Source organism: Aquifex sp. (assembly GCF_056494385.1).
The window spans coordinates 1-2,600 of record NZ_JBSLZM010000108.1; the positions used below are offsets into that span (position 1 = coordinate 1).

A 2,600-nucleotide genomic window follows, 5' to 3' on the forward strand; every position below is an offset into this window, starting at 1 on the left:
CAAGGAGATAGCGGAGGAGAAGGGGCTGATAAGGACGAGAGGCAGGAAGCCATATTTAGAGATATGGGAGATAGCGGCATTACTGGAGATGGCAGCGGCTTTTGACATACCTGCCACTACACTGGCACAAATGATAATAGGTCCCCACATACGCTCGTATCACATCTTCCGAAGGGACAGGATGGAGAAAGCATACAGACTCTTGAGGGAGCAGATAAAAAGGGGGGAAAGTTATATAAGGGGTCAAGATACATAGTTGATGGAATGCTCATAGAAACTGCGAAACTATGGAGAGCGAAATTCAGAAAGATGAGGAGGATGGGAGGGGGAAAGAAGTTCTGGGCGAGGAGGAAAATCAACAGGATTTACAGCCAGCATACAGGCAAGCTTGAGAGCTATGAGAGGACAGTATATGGAGTGCTTCTGATGGTTATAATCAATGCATCAGAGGGGAAAGTAGTGGATATCTGGTTTCATCCAGGCAGCTTCCATGAGAAGAGGTCTCTGAAGATACGATTTTTCAGGAGTCCTTATCTTAGGAGTATTCTCAAGGGAAGCGTTCTGATTGGTGATAGGGGTTTCGATGGGTTGAAATTACCTGGTGTTGAGGTTGTGACTGTTGGCAGGGGCAAAGGGAAGGCTTCTCAAAGGCAATATGTGGAAAGTGTCCTCAGTGTGGTGGGGAAATCCATGTATCTCCCCTGGAAAAAGGGTATTACTGCTCAGGCATACATCCACGCAAAGTCCATAGCCTTCAATAGAAAAACTATAGTCTTCATCCTTTTATTATACCGTTATTAAGTAGGAAGGCATACATAGGGGGCAAGAACGCCATAAGCCACCCGGTGGTATAGCTTACTTTCTTAGCTTCCTTTTTAAAACTCTCCATAACCAACCTCTTCAAATCCCACTTGCTCTTTACGAACGCTACACTTACTACCCGCTTTATGCTCTTGAAGATCCACTCTATAGGATTAAGGTCTGGAGAGTAAGGGGGTAAATACACCAACCTTATACCCAACTCCTTCGCCTTCTTCCTGACCGCCTTGGACTTGTGCGATGGGAAGTTATCCAGCACCACCACTATCCTCTTCTTATCCCTGTTCGCTTCCTTTATATCCTCTAAAAACTTGGCTACCTCCTCCCCTGTGGTCCTTTCTAACGCTTTCTCCACACTCCTGCCGTTTACCGCATAGAAACCTATCACGTTCGCCCTGTACCTGTCTGCTGTGTTCTTCCTTATCCTTACCTGATCCCTGTATGTCCATACCCTCTGCGTGTTGCTCCTCAACTCCGGTGATGTCTCGTCTAAAAAGCCTACCACCACATCCTTTATATCTATCCCCTCATCCTCTATCTCTTTCGTCACTACCTCCATGCTCTTTTTTAGTATCTCCTCCGCATTCATAGGCCTCCTGTAGTCTGTAGGTAGAGGTTTTACATATCTCATCCCTAATCTCCTCAACAGCTTCCTTAAAGACTCTCTGCTGTATTCTACTCCGTACTTCTCTTTTATCAGCTTCCTTATCTCTTCGTGTGTCCACCAATCTCTATCACGGAGGATTTTCTTTAATTCCTCCTCCTGTTCTTTCGTTAAATACCCTTTCCTACCTACTCTCCCCTTCCTCCTGTTCTCAAACTTCCCCTTCTCGTTCCACTCCTTCGCCCACTTCCTTATCCCCCTCTCGCTTATTCCTAACTCCTTCGCTATCTCTTTCGCATATCTACCCTCCGCTATCATGTATAGCACTATTGCCTTCAGCACTTCGTCCCCCCTGTTCACCGCTCCCTTTATTATCTCTCTCAGTTCTTCCCTCCGCTTTATTTTTAATCTCCTCATAGGTAGGTATATATTCTATAGCGGTATGAGTTTGGGGATAACACTATAAATACATATCTCTTTAACATTCCATTCTTAAACCTCCTTTTACTTTTCCCCTTTAACTTGCTACTCTCCTCATCAAATCTTTGGTGTATCTTGAAATATGACTTGAAAGCATCTGGATTTTCAAAACGCCTTATATCCCAATAAATGCTTATGATGAACTGTATAAATTCATCACCAAGCCCTTTTATACGCTTTAACTTCTCATAATCCTTATGCCTCTTTACTATCTCAATTATTTCTTCATCCACTCTCCTGTATTCATCTATCAAAGCTTTTATTATTTCCCTTTCTGAAAATAAATGATCCTTTCGTCTTTGTAAATACTTATCTTCGGTTTTGATTTTGACCAATTCCTCTATGGCTTTTAGTAATCCATACCCTGTATAATATGCCTTCCCTGAAAAACGCCTTTTAATGCCATGCAAAAAGTATATCTTTTCTAACCTTGTTTTGTATCTTTCAATTTCCTTTTTAAGCCTAAACCTCTTTTTTATCAAATACCTCAAATATTTTTGCTCCCAACTCATTGTCTCCAAAATTGGCGGAAGCTCCATTAACTCTATTTCCGTTTTAGCTTCCGCAACATCTCTAAGAATTTTTGCTAAATTCACGGCATCCCTTATGTCATTCTTCTTTTTAATTCCCCTTCTTATCTTTCCAGATCTGCTCCTTAATCCGTTTATCATGAATACCCTAACATGCCCGTTTAGGT

Annotated in this window: 3 protein-coding genes and 1 pseudogene; 2 read left to right on the forward strand and 2 right to left on the reverse strand. The window is 42.4% G+C overall.

From position 1 onward, the window contains the following. Both ACWB1W_RS08065 and ACWB1W_RS08070 read left to right on the forward strand, forming a co-directional pair. Nucleotides 1-256 (forward strand): annotated as a pseudogene (locus ACWB1W_RS08065) (hypothetical protein); the annotation flags it as partial. A 53-nt stretch (nt 257-309) separates the two neighbouring features. Beyond that, nucleotides 310-801: a hypothetical protein gene (locus tag ACWB1W_RS08070; RefSeq protein WP_479370856.1), complete on the forward strand. Its 492-nt coding sequence runs from the start codon at nt 310-312 to the stop codon at nt 799-801. Here the strand turns inward: ACWB1W_RS08070 and ACWB1W_RS08075 are convergent. Both ACWB1W_RS08075 and ACWB1W_RS08080 read right to left on the reverse strand, forming a co-directional pair. Then, entirely contained in the window at nt 776-1,840 is a 1,065-nt protein-coding gene (locus ACWB1W_RS08075; RefSeq protein ID WP_479370857.1) for an IS630 family transposase, read from the reverse strand. The genes ACWB1W_RS08070 and ACWB1W_RS08075 overlap by 26 nt on opposite strands. Then, nucleotides 1,837-2,600, reverse strand: a 764-nt coding sequence (locus ACWB1W_RS08080) for a transposase (RefSeq protein ID WP_479370858.1), incomplete at its 5' end; no start/stop codon positions are given. The genes ACWB1W_RS08075 and ACWB1W_RS08080, both read right to left, overlap by 4 nt.

What these genes read in the sequence shown, in the direction of transcription:
- ACWB1W_RS08075 (WP_479370857.1), bottom strand. Translation starts at nt 1,840, where the DNA reads ATGAGGAGATTAAAAATAAAGCGGAGGGAAGAACTGAGAGAGATAATA.
- ACWB1W_RS08070 (WP_479370856.1), top strand. Translation starts at nt 310, where the DNA reads ATGAGGAGGATGGGAGGGGGAAAGAAGTTCTGGGCGAGGAGGAAAATC.